The organism is Deinococcus betulae (assembly GCF_020166395.1).
Classification (GTDB): Bacteria; Deinococcota; Deinococci; order Deinococcales; family Deinococcaceae; genus Deinococcus; species Deinococcus betulae.
The window spans coordinates 44,050-59,233 of sequence record NZ_JAIQXU010000029.1; the positions used below are offsets into that span (position 1 = coordinate 44,050).

At 67.4% G+C, this 15,184-nt stretch carries 16 protein-coding genes; 10 read left to right on the forward strand and 6 right to left on the reverse strand.

Annotated elements, in window-relative coordinates; genetic code table 11:
* The first annotated feature begins 388 nt into the window (after positions 1-388).
* The 4 genes from K7W42_RS18250 to K7W42_RS18265 all read left to right on the forward strand — a co-directional run bounded on the left by K7W42_RS18250 (position 389) and on the right by K7W42_RS18265 (position 4,525).
* Positions 389-667 (forward strand): hypothetical protein, encoded by a 279-nt coding sequence (locus K7W42_RS18250; protein ID WP_224576439.1) that lies wholly within the window; start codon positions 389-391, stop codon positions 665-667.
* Positions 668-1,028: 361 nt separating this feature from the next.
* Positions 1,029-2,006 (forward strand): FAD:protein FMN transferase, encoded by a 978-nt coding sequence (locus K7W42_RS18255; RefSeq protein ID WP_224576441.1) that lies wholly within the window; start codon positions 1,029-1,031, stop codon positions 2,004-2,006.
* A gap of 48 nt (positions 2,007-2,054) precedes the next feature.
* Positions 2,055-2,894 carry a nitroreductase family protein gene (locus tag K7W42_RS18260; RefSeq protein ID WP_224576443.1) on the forward strand — a complete coding sequence of 280 codons (840 nt, stop codon included), beginning with the start codon at positions 2,055-2,057 and terminating at the stop codon, positions 2,892-2,894.
* A 443-nt stretch (positions 2,895-3,337) separates the two neighbouring features.
* Positions 3,338-4,525 (forward strand): trans-sulfuration enzyme family protein, encoded by a 1,188-nt coding sequence (locus tag K7W42_RS18265; protein ID WP_224576444.1) that lies wholly within the window; start codon positions 3,338-3,340, stop codon positions 4,523-4,525.
* A 213-nt stretch (positions 4,526-4,738) separates the two neighbouring features.
* Here the strand turns inward: K7W42_RS18265 and K7W42_RS18270 are convergent, their stop codons facing one another.
* The 3 genes from K7W42_RS18270 to mnmC2 form a co-directional block, all read right to left on the reverse strand.
* Positions 4,739-5,740, reverse strand: coding sequence for an isocitrate/isopropylmalate dehydrogenase family protein (locus K7W42_RS18270; protein WP_224576447.1), 1,002 nt, complete (start codon positions 5,738-5,740; stop codon positions 4,739-4,741).
* Between the two features lie 61 nt (positions 5,741-5,801).
* Positions 5,802-6,767 carry an FAD-dependent oxidoreductase gene (locus tag K7W42_RS18275; protein ID WP_224576449.1) on the reverse strand — a complete coding sequence of 322 codons (966 nt, stop codon included), beginning with the start codon at positions 6,765-6,767 and terminating at the stop codon, positions 5,802-5,804.
* Positions 6,764-7,495 carry a tRNA (5-methylaminomethyl-2-thiouridine)(34)-methyltransferase MnmC2 gene (mnmC2, locus tag K7W42_RS18280; RefSeq protein ID WP_224576451.1) on the reverse strand — a complete coding sequence of 244 codons (732 nt, stop codon included), beginning with the start codon at positions 7,493-7,495 and terminating at the stop codon, positions 6,764-6,766. Before mnmC2 ends, K7W42_RS18275 begins: the two co-directional genes overlap by 4 nt.
* Positions 7,496-7,565: 70 nt before the next feature.
* Here mnmC2 and K7W42_RS18285 point away from each other — a divergent pair, with 70 nt between their 5' ends.
* Positions 7,566-8,123, forward strand: coding sequence for a class I SAM-dependent methyltransferase (locus K7W42_RS18285; RefSeq protein ID WP_224576453.1), 558 nt, complete (start codon positions 7,566-7,568; stop codon positions 8,121-8,123).
* Between the two features lie 221 nt (positions 8,124-8,344).
* Entirely contained in the window at positions 8,345-10,357 is a 2,013-nt protein-coding gene (locus tag K7W42_RS18290; protein WP_224576455.1) for an elongation factor G, read from the forward strand.
* A gap of 266 nt (positions 10,358-10,623) precedes the next feature.
* On the opposite strand, the gene K7W42_RS18295 is transcribed toward K7W42_RS18290, so the two are convergent.
* A complete protein-coding gene (locus tag K7W42_RS18295; protein ID WP_224576457.1) occupies positions 10,624-10,956 on the reverse strand; it encodes a hypothetical protein in 333 nt (110 codons plus the stop codon).
* Positions 10,957-11,100: 144 nt separating this feature from the next.
* Between K7W42_RS18295 and K7W42_RS18300 the strand changes: the two genes are divergently transcribed.
* Positions 11,101-11,667, forward strand: a complete 567-nt coding sequence (locus K7W42_RS18300) for a chloramphenicol phosphotransferase CPT family protein (protein WP_224576459.1) — start codon at positions 11,101-11,103, stop codon at positions 11,665-11,667.
* Here the strand turns inward: K7W42_RS18300 and lipA are convergent.
* On the reverse strand, positions 11,664-12,653 hold the full coding sequence (gene lipA / locus K7W42_RS18305) for a lipoyl synthase (protein ID WP_224576461.1): 990 nt from the start codon (positions 12,651-12,653) through the stop codon (positions 11,664-11,666). The two genes, K7W42_RS18300 and lipA, sit on opposite strands and share 4 nt — an antisense overlap.
* Before the next feature lie 8 nt (positions 12,654-12,661).
* Positions 12,662-13,381, reverse strand: a complete 720-nt coding sequence (gene lipB / locus K7W42_RS18310) for a lipoyl(octanoyl) transferase LipB (protein ID WP_224576463.1) — start codon at positions 13,379-13,381, stop codon at positions 12,662-12,664.
* A 191-nt stretch (positions 13,382-13,572) separates the two neighbouring features.
* On the opposite strand from lipB, the gene K7W42_RS18315 reads away from it, so the two are divergent.
* The 3 genes from K7W42_RS18315 to K7W42_RS18325 all read left to right on the forward strand — a co-directional run.
* Positions 13,573-14,100: a GNAT family N-acetyltransferase gene (locus K7W42_RS18315; protein WP_224576464.1), complete on the forward strand. Its 528-nt coding sequence runs from the start codon at positions 13,573-13,575 to the stop codon at positions 14,098-14,100.
* A 288-nt stretch (positions 14,101-14,388) separates the two neighbouring features.
* The gene (gene rplS, locus K7W42_RS18320; protein ID WP_157457495.1) at positions 14,389-14,844 is read left to right on the forward strand and encodes a 50S ribosomal protein L19; all 456 of its coding nucleotides are present in this window, start codon (positions 14,389-14,391) and stop codon (positions 14,842-14,844) included.
* A 66-nt stretch (positions 14,845-14,910) separates the two neighbouring features.
* Positions 14,911-15,184 (forward strand): HAD family hydrolase (locus K7W42_RS18325; RefSeq protein ID WP_224576466.1); only part of this gene is annotated, 274 nt, incomplete at its 3' end.

The window sequence follows — 15,184 nt, forward strand, 5'->3', positions numbered from 1 at the left end:
CCATAGGGCTAGCGCCTAGCCTTCAAGGGAAGGGAACCCTGTGCATTGGCCCTCAGTGGCCCGGACTGCACGGATACGGACCTCGATTGAATTGAGCAGAATGCCAGGTGGAATCTGAGCGGACTCGGAAAGCTCCGCAGCAGGGGGAGAAGGAACAGATGCAGATTTCGCGGTATGGAAGCGCAGACGGTGCCTTTTCGGCTGAGCTGTAATTAAGTGGAATCCGCATGAGAGGAGGGGTCAGGGCGGTCAGCACAGGCAACAAGCGGGGGGAATTGGGCGTCCTGGCAGCTTCCTTACGGAGCCTGGGATGGTGGCGGTGGATGTCGGCGCACTCGCTCGCTTCTGCGCGCGCGGCCTGGGCCGCTTCCTGTGGTCTCATGCGGGCATGACCCCTCCTGACCCTGCCCCCCGCCCGGCGCCGGATGGCCTGACCATCCTGAGTTTTGCGTTGCTGGCGCTGCTGGCTGCTTTGCTGCTGTGGCCGCTGCTGACTGGTGGCGCGCTGCCCAGCTCCGCTGTGGTGGGCGGGGTGCTGCTGGCCCGGTTGGGGGTCCAGGTGCTGCGGGCCCGCCACGATGAACGCCTGCGCCGCCCGGCCAGCTGGGCCATAGATCTGCTGCTGATCGCCCTGATTTTTGGTCAGATCAGCCGTCAACCGAGCTGAGACGAGGAGACTCCTCGCTCGGCTTCGACACTGCCCAAGTGCAGTCGAAGACTACGGCAGTGTGATTCAACATCATTCCCACTCCAGACGAGGACAGTACAGAACGTTCTGCGCCTCACCTGCCCATCGAACCTCAGGAGCAGAGTGGGGCCATTCTACGGGGAGCCCGGCGACTCTTCGCCTTGCCATGTACCCGAGCCAGTGGGTCAGCTGTGCTGCTGGTGCTGACCCACAGCGGTTTGGCTTGAACTGATTGTCGCAGCCCAACGTCACGACGGTCTTAAGAGCCTGAAGGTCAGATGTGAGCATAGGCACAGTTGTCCAGCCCGTTCTAACCTCGCGTCAGGATGGCGCGGGCACAATGGCGCGCGTGACCCTTGCCAGTCTGCTGGGGGCGGCGCGCCCCACGCACAGACTGCACAGGACCTATCAGCGCCTGCTGGGCGCCGAGGTGGCTGTGCAGATCGTGGCCGGCACCCGTGAGCAGGCCGAGCAGGCGCAGCAGGACGCCCTGAACGAAATTGAACGCCTGAGCGCTGTCCTCAACCGTTTTGACCCCAGCAGCGAACTGCGGCGCTGGCTGTCTTTCCCCGGCGCCGAGTGTGTGCCCCTGAGCCTGGACCTGACGGCCGTCCTGCGCCTGACCGACCACTGGCGCCTGCAAAGTGGCGGGGCACTGCATCCCGGCGCCGACGCTTATGGTCCCCTCTGGGCGCAGGCTGTGCGTACCGGCCAGCTGCCTGCGCCAGGACAGTTGCAGCGTCTGGCCAGCGCTCTTCAGGCGGCGCCCTGGACCCTGCACGCGGACGGCACGGCCACGCTGCACACCCAGGAGCCGCTCGGCCTGGACGCCCTGGCCAAAGGCTACATCGTGGACCGGGCCGCCGCAGTGGCCTCGCGGGGCAGTGGGGTGCGCAGCGTGATGGTGAACGCCGGGGGCGACCTGCGCGTCGTGGGCAAAGCGGCCCTGAAGGTGCTGGTGCCCGACCCCTTTACCGCCCGCGACGGCGCCCCGCCTGCGGCGCAGGTGCGCCTGAAAGACTGTGCCCTGGCCACCAGTGGTAGCGCCCAGCGGGGCTATCAGGTCGGCGAGCAGTGGTATTCGCACCTCTTTGACCCGCGCACCGGCTGGCCTGTGCAGGCGGTGCCCGGCGTGACGGTGACCGCTCCGGACTGTGCCACGGCCGACGCCCTGGCCACGGCGGTCAGTGTCATGGGCGTGCAGACGGGACTGGCCTGCGTGGACGCCCAGCCGGGCTGCGCCGCTCTGCTGGTCACCGCTGACGGCCAGCGGCACCCCAGCCGGGCCTGGCGGGGGCGTCTGCTGGCCCGCCGTTAGGTCCAGCTGGCTGCTCTGGCTGTGGGGCCCAGGGCTATCCTGCCGGACATGAGCGCCCCGCATCCCCTGACCCCCGAACAGGTCACTGCCTTCTACGACGCCCACCGCACCGTTCGCCTGTACCGCACGCAGCTGGACGGCTCGCCGCTGCCTTTGCTTGAAGCCCACCTGGAGGCCATCCTGCACGCCGCGCAGCGCGCGCCTACCGACGCCACCGCGCAGCTGTATTCCCTGATTCGCCTGACCCGGCCCGAGGTGCGTGCGCAGGCAGCGGCCCTGACGAACAACGCCCACCTGGCCACTGCCAGTGAGGCGTTTGTGGTGTGTGCGGATGTCCGGCGCACGGCGAGGGTGCTGGAAGTCAGTGGGCGCGCGGCGGGGCACTGGCCTGCTGTCGCGGTGCATTTTGGGCTCGGAGACGCCGTGATGGCGGGCACCAACCTGCTGACGGCGGCTGAACTGCTGGGCTACCAGGGCTGCTGGATTGGCGGGGTGCTGAACGGCCTGGACGGTCTGCTGGACCTCCTGAAGTTGCCGACTGGCGTGCTGCCCTTCGCGGCGCTGACGATTGGCCTGCCTGCCGAGGCCCCGCCCCAGCGCCCACGGGTGCCCCGTCCTCTGGTCATTCACACCAACGAGTACCACGACGGCACTCCCGAACAGTTACACGAAGCGGTGGCCGTGATGAATCCGATTGCGGCGCGCGGGGACAAGCCCGGCGACTGGGCGCGGCTGCTGGGAGCGTACTTTGGCGTGGGCGGCGGCATGGAGGGCCGAGAGCCGCATCTGGTGGCCGCCCTGAAACGCCAGGGGCTGTGGGCGGGTGGCGAGGAGGAAGGGACCTGGAGACCGGCGCAGCCAGAGCCAACAGGGGAGAACGCGGGCTGACGGGCAGGGTGTCTATAAACGGGTGGCTTTGTGAGGCCAGAGCGACAGAAGGCCACCCTCAGAGCCTCATGGCCGCGTGAGCAGAGCTTCTGCGTGATGGCTGGAGTGGTCTCTCGCACTCCTGGCGACGGAGACGGACCCCCGAGCGGTCAGATTCGTCCAAACCTCATAGCGGCGACTCAGTTCGCTTTGGGGCCGGGGACGCCTCTCCATACCGCCTACGCCACGGGCTCTTGCCGAGCCTCTCTCTTGCGCCTGAGAGACGGTTGAGGCTGACGCCCCTTGGCTGCACTGGGCTTCAACACCAGAGAACGACACTGCAAAAAAGGAGATCGTCTCTTCAGGTGTGGCGTTGGCGCGCCAGTTCTGGTTGATCTCTGGACGGCGGGCCAGGTCAGACACCCGCACGGGGCCTCCCCCTGGCCCGCCCCTACAATGGCCGCGTGAGCGCCCCGAAGCCTGCCCCCACCCCCGACCTGGCCACCCTGGCCGCCCGCGCAGGCGAGGAAGCCCGCCCCAACCGCTCGGCGCCGCTGGTCGAGCCGATCTACCAGAGCACGGTGTACGCTTTCGCCGACTTGGACGACCTGGACCGCGCCATGAGCGGCGAGCAGCCTGCCAGTTTCTACTACCGCAACGGCACGCCCAACGCCGCCACCCTGGAACGCGCCCTGGCCGCACTGGAAGGCACCGAGGCGGCGCTGGTGGCGGGCAGCGGCATGGCGGCCATCAGCGCGGCGCTGCTGGGGGTACTCCGGGCTGGGGACCACGTGATTACCGACGCCCGCGTGTACGGCGTGACCTACGCCCTGCTGGCCGAGGAATTCCCACGGCTGGGCATTGAGGTGTCGTTTGTAGACGCCTGCAACCATGAGGAGGTCGCGGCCGCCTTCCGTGAGACCACGCGCGTGCTTCACGTCGAGAGCCTGACCAATCCCCTGATGACGGTGCCCGATCTGCCGGCCCTGGCCGCGCTGGCCCATGAACACGGCGCGCTGCTGAGCGTGGACAATACCTTCGCCAGTCCCGCCATGCTGCGCCCTGCTGAACACGGCGCCGACCTGGTAACGCATTCGGTGAGCAAGTACCTCAGCGGGCACAGCGCGGCGTTTGGGGGCGTCGTGTGTGGCCGCGCCGACCTGGTGGCCCTGGCGCGCACCCGCCTGCTGCGCCTGGGCGGCACCATGAGCGCCTTTGACGCCTGGATGACCCTGCAAGGTCTGAAGACCCTGGGCCTGCGCATGCGCGCCCACAGCGGCAACGCGCAGGCGGTGGCCGACGTGCTGGTCAACCATCCGCGCGTGAAGGCGGTGTACCACCCAGGCCTCAGCGACCATCCGCAGTTTCACCTGGCGATGGACCTGTTCCCAAACGGCTTCGGCGGCATGCTGAGCGCCGAGATTGAGGACGCGCCCGGCTTCGTCAAGGCGCTGGCGGGCCGCATTCCGCTGGCCCCCAGCCTGGCGGATGTCGTGACCACGCTGTCGTGGCCCTGGGGCACCTCTCACCGCCCGCTGCCCGAGCCCGAACGCCGCCGCCTGGGCATTACGCCGGGCCTGCTGCGCCTGAGCATCGGCATTGAGGACATCAGTGACCTGCTGGGCGAATTTGAAGCGGCGCTGGAGGAGTAATACGGACTCTGTTTGAATCGAGCAGAATGCCGGGTGGAATCCGAGCGGACTTGGAAAGCGGCGCAGCAGAGCGAGCAGCAACAGATGCGGATTTCGCGATATAGAAGCGCAGACGGTGCTTGTCCGGCTGTGCTGCAATTAAGTGGAATCCGTATAAGCACAGAGAAGAGGCCCAGACGCAAAAGGTCTGGGCCTCCTCCTCTTTGGTTCGCCTTACGCTAGCGCTTTAATCACGGCGTTAGTGAATTCATCGGTGCCGGCGGTGCCGCCCAGATCGCGGGTACGGGGGCCTTCGGTCAGCACCTTGTTCACGGCGGTGTCGATGCGGCGGGCCGTCTCGTGGTCGCCCAGGTGGTCCAGCATCAGCACGGCGGCCAGGATGGTGGCGGTGGGGTTGCTGACGCCCTGCCCGGCGATGTCCGGCGCGCTGCCGTGAACGCTTTCAAAGATGCCGAACTGGTCGCCCACGTTCCCGCTGGCGGCGATACCCAGCCCGCCCACCAGCCCGGCGGCCAGGTCTGACAGGATGTCACCGAACATGTTGGTCATGACCATCACGTCGAACTGCTGGGGGTTGCGCACCAGCTGCATGGCGGCGTTGTCCACGATCATGGTGCTCGTGTTCAGGCCGTCCACCGTGGCGGCGTGGTCCAGAATCGTGTTCAGGAACAGGCCCTGCGTGACGGGCAGCACGTTGGCCTTGTGGACCACTGTCAGGCGCTTGCCACGCTTCATGGCGAGGTTGGCGGCAAACTGGCCGATGCGCAGGCTGGCGTCCTTGGTAATCACCGTGTCGGCAATGGCGGTGTCGCCGTAGCGGCGCTCCTGCTCGACGTACAGGCCCTGGGTGTTTTCCCGGACGATGACCAGGTCCACGTTTTCGTAGGCGCCGGGCACGGGGCGGGTTCTGGTGGGGCGCACGTTGGCGTACAGCCCGTACTTCTGGCGCAGGTGGCGAATGGCACCGAAAAAGCCGGCGGGCTTTTCGCCGCTGGGGCTGGTGGCCGCGCCGAAGAGGGTCGCGTGGGTGTTTTCCACGGCGTCGTACGTAGCCTGGGGCACGCTGGTGCCGTGGTCGAGGTAGTACTCGTAGCCGGCTTCGGCGTCAATGTATTCGGCGCTGAAGCCAGCGGCGTCCAGCACACGGCGGGCGGCCGGAATGACTTCGTGGCCGATGCCGTCGCCCTCAATCAAGCAGATGCGGTAAGTCGCCATAACCTGAGCAGTGTAAGCCAGGAAGGTGAAGCGCTTCACCTGTTTCTTAAGGTGTTCGGCGTTACCCGGCGCGTGACGCGAGCAGCTGAGCCGCCAGGTCTCGGGCCAGCAGCGGCCCCAGCAAGAAGCCCTTGCTGCCCAGCCCCGTCAGCCGCCAGGTGCCGTCCGGCTGCCGTCCTGTGCTCACCCCCGAGAGCCGCGAGCCAGTCCAGCGGCCGGTCACCTGCGCCCCTCGCAGGTCTGTCAGCCGCAGGCCCTTGCCCAGCAGCCAGCCCAGAGAAGGGAGGGGCAGCGCCTCAGGGTGCCAGGTGGGGGCGGGCGTCTCAAACGTGGCGCCCAGGACGCCCCCTTCCCTGGCCGGAGCCAGGTAAGCCCCGAAACTCACGGGGGTCTGCGTGACCGCGCGGTCCAGCGTCAGCAGCGTGCCCATGCGGTGCGTGGCCGCCTCGCCCGCCCAGGCCACGCCTGCCGAGCCCCCGCAGAACACCACCGCGTCGGCCTTCAGCTGGCCGGCCCTGGGGCAGTGAACCTCCTGAGCATTCCACCCTGACGCCCTGTCCTGCACGACCCGCGCGCCACTGGCCGCCAGCAGCGCCGCCGTCAAGGCCCGGCCGTCCAGCCAGCCGCCGCCTGGGAGAGACAGCACATGCGCCCAGCCAGGGGCCAGAGGCTCCGGCGAATCTTCCGGGCGTAGCCAGGCGCGGGCCAAGTCGGGCGGCAGGTTCCGTTCAAAGCGGGCGCGCGCCTTATCGTCTGGCACCGGGCGCAAGACGCCGCTCTGGCCGTGCGGCACGGCAAAGCCCTGCGCCTCCAGGTCCCTCACCAGCCTCCAGGTAAAGCCCATGCCTGCCAGCGCCTGTGGGTCCACCCCGCCCGATTGCCCCCGCACCGGGTTGACCAGCGCGCTGGGCACCTGGCTGGCCGTGTGGGCGCCCGCATCCACCACCGTCACGCTGGCCCCACCCCGCGCCAGACAGTAGGCGGCCGACGCCCCGGCGATACCGGCCCCGATAACGGCAATGTTCAAGGCGTTGTGTCTCCTGCGGCCCGCACCTCATGACCCGCCGCCTGGACGGCCCGCAAGCACTCCCGCTTGCCGGGCGCGCCTGGGCGCCGCTCGACCCGCAGCCCCGCCGCCGTCAGCGCCCGGCGCACATGCCCGGCCGCGCTGTAGGTACCCAGCACGCCGCCAGGGGTCAGCGTGCCCGCCAGCCGCGTCACGAAGTCGGGGGTCCAGACCTCTGGATTGCGCGACGGCGAAAAGCCGTCCAGATACAGGGCGGTGGCCCATCCCGGCGGCAGGTCGGCGCTCAGGACATCGGCAAAAGTCACCGTGGCCCGAATGCCCGCTGCCTCAACCTCCAGTTCACCGCGTCCGCCGCCCTCCTCTGGCCAGGCGGCCAGCAGTGCCGCCCAGACGGGGTGGTCGGCCCCCTGGCCGTCTTCCCCGGCCACCGCCCGCAGCACCGCACGCGGGGCGGGGTCAAATTCGTAGGCGCGGTAGTGCAGCGGCGCGCCCCTGGCCGCCGCGTCGGCAACCGTCGCCCGGAAATTGACGCCCAGCCCGAAGCCCACCTCTAGCACGCGGGGGGCCGGATGGTCATGCGTGCCGGTGCCTTCCACAAAGACATGCCGCGCCTGGGCCGCCGCGCCGTGCCGGGACCCGTAGGCCTCGCCGTAGCGGGCGCTGTGGGCGGTGCGCGAACCGTCTGGGGTCAGCAGCACGGCAAAGGCGGGCGTCTCATCGCGGGTCATAGAGGCCAGGATAGGGGGTGTGGGGACGGCGTCCCCCCAGCTGTCCGGGCGCGGCCGCCATACTGCCTCCATGAGCCTCCCCCTGAACGTCATCATCGGCGCTGGAAGTCAGGCCTGGCCCGGTTGGCTCCCCACGCAACGAGGCCAGCTCGACCTCAACAACCGCGCGAGCTTTGAACACTATTTCGGTGATCGCCGCGCCGATGCGTTTCTGTGTGAGCATGTCTGGGAGCACCTCACACTCGAACAGGGGCAAGCGGCCGCGCAGCTCTGTTTCGACTTTCTCAAACCAGGCGGCTTCCTCCGCTGCGCGGTTCCTGACGCGAATTTTCCAGATGAGGCGTATCAACGCACCGTGCAGGTCGGTGGCCCTGGCCCAGCCGATCACCCCGCCGCCGATCACCAGATCGTATATGACGCCTGCCAGTTCAAGGCCGTATTTGAGGGCGCGGGCTTTGAGGTGGAGCTGCTGGAATACTGCGATGAGCAGGGCCGCTTTCATTACCACGGCTGGGACGTTACGGCGGGGCCGATCTACCGCTCACTGATGCTTGACCACCGCAACCGTGACGGCAAGCTCGGCTGTGTCTCCATCATCCTGGACGCCAGGAAACCCGAAGAGGCGTGACTTGACCGCCTGCGCAGCGCAGGCCATTCAGCTGCACAGAAGGCAGCAGAGGGGCCAGCGGGCCGGAAGTGTTCATGGCGCCTGGCTTTCCTGCTCCCCCCAGGCATCCCCACCTCAAAAAGGCTTACACTCCCTTGACTCACTGTCTGTCCGCTGCGGCGTGCGTTGATCGGCTTCTCCGGTGGCCCCCGGCGCCCTTGCCGGGAAAGGTCCGGTGTTTCGTGCCCATTCGCGTTGTCAGTCTCGCCGCGCACAGCGGCGCCGGAAAAACCACGCTGGCCGAGGCCTTGCTGCACCGCAGCGGGGCCATTTCGCGCCCTGGCCGCGTGGAGGACGGCACCACCCACAGCGACCACACCGACGCCGAAAAGGCCCACGGGTTTTCCATTCAGACAAGTGTGCTGCGCCTGCCCCACGCCGGAACTGACCTCACGGTGCTGGACACACCGGGTTACGCGGACTTTGTGCGCGAGATTCGGGGCGGGATTCGTGCCGCCGACTCGGCCCTGGTGCTGGTGAGTGCCGTGGGCGGCGTGGAGGTCGGCACCGAGCGTGTGTGGGCCACCGCCGACCGCTTTGCCATGCCGCGCCTCGTGGCCGTGAACAAGATGGACCGTGACCGCGCCGACTTCTACGCGGTGCTGGCCGACCTGAAAGCCAGTCTGCCGGGGCCGGTGGCCGCCGCCTGGGTGCCGCTGGGTCAGGGGGCCGACTTCCGGGGGGTGGTAAACGTCCTGACCGGCGAGGCCAGCCCGCCCCAGGATGTGCCCCCCACCGTGCAGGCCGAGGTGCGCGCCGCTCGGGAGGCCCTGACCGACGCCATTGTCGAAACCGACGACGACCTGATGACCCGCTACCTGGACGGTGAAGAGGTGGGCACGGGGGAATTGCAGGCCGCCTTGACCCGCGCGGTGCATGCAGGCACCCTCTACCCGGTGCTGCCTGTCAGTGCCGTGACCGGGGTGGGGCTGGACAGCCTGCTGGACCTGCTGGTCACAGGGTTGCGCTCGGCGCAGGAGCGTGGCCCGTTAACAGGAGTAGACGGCCAGACGCGGGAGCCTTCTCCAGACGCGCCGTTCAGTGCGCGCGTCTGGCGGGTGTCGGTGGACCCCTTTGTGGGCAAGCTGGCCTACGTGCGGGTCTGGAGCGGCACCCTGCGCCCCGGCGACACGGTGCAGAACACCACCCAGGGCGCCGAAGTGCGGGTGGCCCACCTGTATATCCCCAGTGGCAAGGACCTGACCGAGGTAGCCGAGTTGCCGGCGGGCAGCATCGGCGTGCTGACCAAACTGCCGGACCTGCACGCCGGCGACACCCTGGCCGACCCGGCACAGCCTGTGCAGTATGACCCCCTGTGGCTGCCGGACCCCGCGCATACGGTGGCCATTCACCCGACGACGCGCGCCGACGAGGACAAGCTGGGGGCCGCCCTGGCCCGGCTGCGCGAGGAAGACCCCACCCTGCACTCCACGCGGGAGCCGCAGACGGGCGAACAGCTGCTGTCAGGCATGGGCGACATGCACCTGGGCATTGCGGTCGAGAAGCTCTCGGCCCTGGGGGTCAACGTGACCACCAGCGCGCCGCGCATTCCGTACCGCGAGACCATTCACGCCCGCAGCGAGGCCCAGGGCAAGCACCGCAAGCAGAGTGGCGGGCACGGTCAGTATGGAGACTGCCGCCTGCGCATCGAACCCGGCGACGGCTTTGGCTTTCGCAGCGCGGTGGTGGGGGGCGCCATTCCGGGCAAGTACCTGCCCAGCATCGAAAAAGGTGTGCAGGACGCCATGCAAAAAGGCTCGTTGGCCGGCTACCCGCTGCAGGACCTGCACGTGACAGTGCTGGACGGCAGCTATCACGACGTGGACAGCAGTGACATTGCCTTTCGCACGGCGGGCAGCCTGGCCCTGAAAAACGCTCTGGAAGGCGCCCGGCCGGGGCTGTTAGAGCCGGTGGTGCAGTTGAGGGTAAGGGCGCCCGCCAGTTTTACCGGCGACCTGATCAGTGACCTGCAAACCCGGCGCGCGCGCGTGCAGGGCATGGATACCAGCGGCACAGTCATGACGGTGACCGCCACCGTGCCCCAGGCCGAGCTGCAAAACTACAGCGCCGACCTCCGTTCGCTGACCGGCGACCGGGGGGCGTTTAGCGTGAAACCCCAAGGCTATCAGCCGGTGCCAGACCACATTGCCAAGAAAATTATTGAGGAGCGGAAAGGGGAGTTGGCGGGGACGTGAGCGTCTGAGAGCGGTTTTTGGCGCTCTGGAGACGACGTGAGGAGCGTTTATAGATAGGGGTTGAAGTGGACTGAGGCGATGCTGCTCTTTCAATACAGCGGAGCACCGCTGTGATGGAGCCCGAACTGGGCGACTGCTGAAACAGCCCTTCAGCTGCTAGACCAGCACACAGGACTGTCTTGAACGTCCCCCCAGATCGCTCGGCTGAGGTTTACCCCAAGTCAAAACCCGCCACTGGGGCGGGTCTGGTGGGAGGGCGCTGCGCGTCAGGCCGTGCCCAGACCGCTGCCTGCACCTTGCAGGGCCTTGGCCAGTGCCTGCAACTGCTCGCCGGTCTTGCCTTCCACATGGGCCGCGGCGCGGGCAGTGGACTCGCCCAGCTTGGTCAGCAGCTCGGCAATCTTCTCGCCGTCGGGGGCGTCACTTTCTAGTTGGCGGCGCAGTGCACCCAGGTCGGCGTGAATGGTTTTGGCGCCGCGCCAGTCGGCGTCTTCCAGGCCGGTTTCCCAGCGTTCAATGGCCTGCACGCCTTTGGCGGGGTCCAGGTCGGTCAGGTTGCCTTGCAAAACGTCGAGGGTCGGGGCAATTCGCGTGGGCATGGGGAAACCTCCTCAAAGGGAATGGTCAGCCGGGGCACTTCCCTGGCGGCACGCTGGATACCATGCCCCAGCGCCTGGCGGGCGGAGTGTACGCCCCGGCCCTTTGTGCCATTTCCATGAAGCGTTCCGTGCTTACACTGACCCATGAGCCCGTCTCTGATTCTGGTCAATGGCGCCTCCAGCGCGGGCAAGAGCACCCTCTGCCGGGCGTTGCGTGACGCCCTGCCCGGCGCTTTTTTGCACTTCAGCCTGGATTTTTTTATGTTCGACGCCCAGGTGCTGCCCCGCACCCCGGAAGGCCGCCTGCGCGACTGGGCCACGCTGCGCCCCAGGGTCTTTGAAGGGTTCCACCGCTGCCTGCCGGCCCTGCTGACCGCCGGCAACGACCTTGTGGTGGACTACATCATCGAGACGCCGGCCATGTGGGCTGAGTTCTCTGCGCAGTTGGCGGGGTTCGATGTGTTTCTGGTGGGGGTGCAGTGCCCAGTTGAGGAGCTGGAGCGGCGAGAAATCGCGCGCGGCGACCGGGGTCTGGGGGACGCCCGGCGCGACGCCGAAACCGTTCATACCTTTACGGCCTACGACCTGACGCTCGACTGCGCGGCTCCGCTGGCGCAGAACGTGGCGCGCGTCAGCCAGGCGTGGCAGAACAGAGAGGCGGGCGCCTCCAGGGCTTTCCTAGGAGAGCGCCCGCCCAGCCCGTCCTCTTAAATCAGGCTCAGCTGCTCGCCGCCGGCCAGGTGGGCCAGGTGCTCGGGCAGGCTGCCCGGCTTGTCCATCACGATCTGCTCGGCCTTATAGCTGCTGCGAACCAGCGGCCCCGACACGACTTCCAGGAAGCCCAGGCTCATGGCCTCGTCGCGGATTTCGTCAAATTCGGCAGGCGACACATACCGCTCGACAGGCAGGTGGTGCATGGTGGGGCGCAGGTACTGCCCAAAGGTCAGCACGTCCACGCCCGCTGCGCGGCAGTCGCGCATGGTCTCGCGCAGTTCCTCGCGGGTTTCGCCCAGGCCCAGCATGATGCTGGTCTTGGTAATCACGTCGGGGCGGGTCTGCTTGGCATGGGCCAGCACCTGCAGGGTCTGGTCGTAGCTGGCGCGGCGGTCACGCACCGGGTGGGTCAGGCGGCGCACAGTTTCCAGGTTCTGGGCGTAGGTGTCCACACCGCTCTCCAGCACCAGGTCCACGCAGTGAGGATTGCCGCCAAAGTCGGGCGTCAGGGCCTCCACGCGGGTTTCAGGGTTGACTTTCTTGATGGCCGCCACGGTCTTGGCAAAGTGGTAAGCGCCGCCGTCGGGCAGGTCGTCGCGGTCCACGCTGGTCAGCACGACGTACTTCAGGCCCATCAGCTGCACGCTCTCGGCCACGCCTCTGGGCTCGTCCAGGTCCAGTTTGCCCATCGGGTTGCCGGTGTCCACCGCGCAGAAGCGGCAGGCGCGCGTGCAGATGTGGCCCATCAGCATGAAGGTGGCCGTGCCCCGGCTCCAGCACTCGCCGATGTTGGGGCACATTGCTTCCTCGCACACGGTGTGCAGGCGGTGCTCCTTGACGATCTTGCGTACCTCGGTAAAGACCTGCCCGGTTGGGATGGTCACCTTCAGCCACTCGGGCTTCTTGTCGCGCACCGGCACGCTGTCTTTGCGGTAGATGCCGTTCTTGATGAACTTGGGTTCTTTGGCGTCAGTCTGGGTCATGGTGGGTGTCAGCTCCCTGCGGCGGCGTAAACGGGCCGCGTCCAGTCATAGGTGGCAAAGGTGGTCTGGAATGCGCGCTGCAAGGCGACTTTGGCCTCGGCAACGCTGGCTGTTCGGTTCAGGCCGCGCACGTCGTACTCGCGCTGCACGCTGGTCATGTGGGTCTGGTGCAGGCCACACGGCACGATCAGGTCAAAATGAGCCAGGTTGGTGGTGACGTTCAGCGCCAGCCCGTGCAGGGCCACATGCCGCTGCACCGCCACGCCAAACGAGGCGATTTTCTGCTCGTAACTCAGGCCGTTGACCTCGCGCGGGTTCACGTACACACCCGCGTAGCCAGGATTGGGCCGGGCGTCGGGCAGCCCAAGGTCATGCAGGGCGGCGATGGTCGCGTTTTCCAGCAGGCGCAGAAAATCGGCCACTTTGCGCCCCACTGGAAAGATGGCGTAGGCCACCAGCTGGCCGGGGCCGTGGTAGGTCACGTCGCCGCCGCGCTCAATCTCTAGCACCTCAATGCCCTGCGCGCTCAGATACTCGCGCGTCACGATGATATTGCTGCCCTCTTTCGCCTTGCGGCCCAGCGTCAGCACCGGCGGATGTTCCACCAGCAGCAGGGTGGGCGGGGCCTCGCCCGCCACCACCTGGGCATGCCGCGTCTTCTGAAGGTCCCAGGCCTCCCGGTACCCCATCACCCCGAGGTCAAGAATGTCGAAAGCCGACTCGCTCATGCCGCTTATGGTACGCCGGGGCCAGCGAAATTCACCGTGCGCCAGGCGGCGGTTCGGGCGGCATCAACCACTGGTGGTGGTGAATCCAGCGCCCTGTGCTGGTCGCGCCCGTCCGGACTGTGGGGACATGGGCGGTGGGCGGCGCCAGAGGACCGGGAGGCGCCCTGCGGCTTGAGCCTTTACCCTGGGCCATGCCGGAACTTGTGAAGCCCGACGCCCGTTACCAGACCAGCTTTCTGGAGGCCGTGCGAGAAGCGCAGGCGGATGGCAGCGGCCTTCCCGACACGATGGGGTTTGACGTGCCGGCCATTGCGGCCGACTTTCCTACCTTCCTGACCAGTCTGCGCCGCTATGAACCTGGCAACGAGCTGCCCGAGGGCTTCGTGCACTCCGAATACCTGTGGCTGGTGGAGGGCGATACCTATCTGGGGCGCGTCAGTATCCGTCACACCCTGAATGAGCGGCTGCGCGAGTTCGGGGGTCATATCGGCTACGAAATCCGGCCCACCGCCCGCCGCCGGGGGCACGCCACCCTGGCCCTGCGCCTCGCGCTGGCGCGCGCCCATGACCTCGGCATTGAACGCGCCCTGGTCACCTGCGATGTGGAGAACATCGGCTCCCGCGCGGTGATTGAGGCCAACGGCGGCGAGCTGGAAGGCGAGTTCACCGTGCCCGACTATGACCAGCCCCTGCGGCGTTACTGGGTGCCTACCGCCTGAGACGGAGTGTTTCGCGGACAAAGCCGAAAGTCACCCATCTGCTCACTCCACGCCCGTCAGCCCGCGTCTGCTCCTTCTCGCTCTTCTAGGAAGCTGCTCAAATTCGCTCAGCTTTCACCGTTTTGGCCAACGATAGGGCCGGAGTCCGTTTAAGGCCCCTTGCCCGGTGGGCGGCGAGGCAGGTATACTTCTCCGGTTTGGCTGACCCCGTCAGCCGAGTCAGGTGTACGAACGCCTCTGTCTGCAAAGCAGAACTGTGGGGTGGTCCGCTGGCCGAAGGAGAATCCCATGCAGAGCAGCATCAAAGTGAACCGTGGCGCCATTCTGCGCGCCGTCGAGCAGCCCCACATCAAGACCGACCACCCCGAGTTCCGCCCCGGTGACACCGTGCGCGTGGAAACCAAAGTGGTGGAAGGCAACCGCACCCGCAACCAGGCCTTTGAAGGCGTGGTCATCGCCCTGAACGGTGCCGGCAGCCGCAAGAGCTTCACCGTGCGCAAGATCAGCTTCGGTGAAGGTGTGGAGCGCGTGTTCCCCTTCTCCAGCCCCCTGCTGGCCAAGGTCACCGTGCTGGAGCGCGGCAAGGTCCGCCGCGCCAAGCTGTACTACCTGCGCGATCTGCGTGGCAAGGCCGCCCGCATCAAGAACGACCGCAGCCGCGTGATGAAGGACGCCGCCCGCGTCCAGAAGGCCAAGCAGGACGCCGCCCAGGCCGAGGCTGCACCCGTCACCGACGCCGAATAAGCAGAGCGTCTTCAGCCCGCCCCCGCCGAGTGTGGGGGCGGGCTGCTGTGCTCTAGGCTAGAGGTCGTGCGGCCCCTGCCCTTTGACCTGCTGGCCTTGGATCTGGACGGCACCCTGCTGGACGCGGCGGGCCAGGCTCCTCCCGCACTCCTGCCCGAGCTGCGTGCCTGGTCGGCTGGGGGCGCTCAGCTCGCTATTCTGACTGCGCGCGCCTGGGTACCGGACCTCCTGCATGACTGGCCGGTGGAGACCGTGTCACGCTGTTATGGGGCGCAGCTGCTTCAGCGGGGCCAGGTGGTCAGAGAACAGTGCGTGCGGCCTGCAACCGTGACGGCTGCCC

What these genes read in the sequence shown, in the direction of transcription:
- K7W42_RS18250 (WP_224576439.1), top strand. Translation starts at nt 389, where the DNA reads ATGACCCCTCCTGACCCTGCCCCCCGCCCGGCGCCGGATGGCCTGACC.
- K7W42_RS18255 (WP_224576441.1), top strand. Translation starts at nt 1,029, where the DNA reads ATGGCGCGCGTGACCCTTGCCAGTCTGCTGGGGGCGGCGCGCCCCACG.
- K7W42_RS18260 (WP_224576443.1), top strand. Translation starts at nt 2,055, where the DNA reads ATGAGCGCCCCGCATCCCCTGACCCCCGAACAGGTCACTGCCTTCTAC.
- K7W42_RS18270 (WP_224576447.1), bottom strand. Translation starts at nt 5,740, where the DNA reads ATGGCGACTTACCGCATCTGCTTGATTGAGGGCGACGGCATCGGCCAC.
- mnmC2 (WP_224576451.1), bottom strand. Translation starts at nt 7,495, where the DNA reads ATGACCCGCGATGAGACGCCCGCCTTTGCCGTGCTGCTGACCCCAGAC.
- K7W42_RS18285 (WP_224576453.1), top strand. Translation starts at nt 7,566, where the DNA reads ATGAGCCTCCCCCTGAACGTCATCATCGGCGCTGGAAGTCAGGCCTGG.
- K7W42_RS18295 (WP_224576457.1), bottom strand. Translation starts at nt 10,956, where the DNA reads ATGCCCACGCGAATTGCCCCGACCCTCGACGTTTTGCAAGGCAACCTG.
- K7W42_RS18300 (WP_224576459.1), top strand. Translation starts at nt 11,101, where the DNA reads ATGAGCCCGTCTCTGATTCTGGTCAATGGCGCCTCCAGCGCGGGCAAG.
- lipA (WP_224576461.1), bottom strand. Translation starts at nt 12,653, where the DNA reads ATGACCCAGACTGACGCCAAAGAACCCAAGTTCATCAAGAACGGCATC.
- lipB (WP_224576463.1), bottom strand. Translation starts at nt 13,381, where the DNA reads ATGAGCGAGTCGGCTTTCGACATTCTTGACCTCGGGGTGATGGGGTAC.
- K7W42_RS18315 (WP_224576464.1), top strand. Translation starts at nt 13,573, where the DNA reads ATGCCGGAACTTGTGAAGCCCGACGCCCGTTACCAGACCAGCTTTCTG.
- rplS (WP_157457495.1), top strand. Translation starts at nt 14,389, where the DNA reads ATGCAGAGCAGCATCAAAGTGAACCGTGGCGCCATTCTGCGCGCCGTC.